This window comes from Vibrio sp. OPT46 (assembly GCF_015163535.1).
Lineage (GTDB): Bacteria > Pseudomonadota > Gammaproteobacteria > Enterobacterales > Vibrionaceae > Vibrio > Vibrio alginolyticus.
On record NZ_JADDYG010000874.1, the window covers coordinates 1 to 245 of the forward strand.

Here is a 245-nt window from a genome sequence, read left to right on the forward strand (position 1 = left end):
TGCTATATCATTAGCGCCGAGTATCGAAGAGAGATCAAACAGCTCAACGACAGCATTAGTGAATTGAAACAAGCGCTTGAGTTGCTTGTTTTACCAGAAGATGTAGAAGATATTCTTTCTGTGAAAGCAAGCTTGAGTGAGCGTTTAGTTGAAGTAGGTGACTACAATGCGGCATTAACCGAGTATGTTGCTTCAACCAATATCGCCGTCGAGTACGGCTATATTGATGAGTACGTATTGGCCAT

The 245-nt window shown here is 42.0% G+C and carries 1 pseudogene; it reads left to right on the forward strand.

Annotation, left to right across the window (positions count from 1 at the left end):
• Positions 1 to 245: pseudogene (locus IQR33_RS30990) on the forward strand (GGDEF domain-containing protein); the annotation flags it as partial.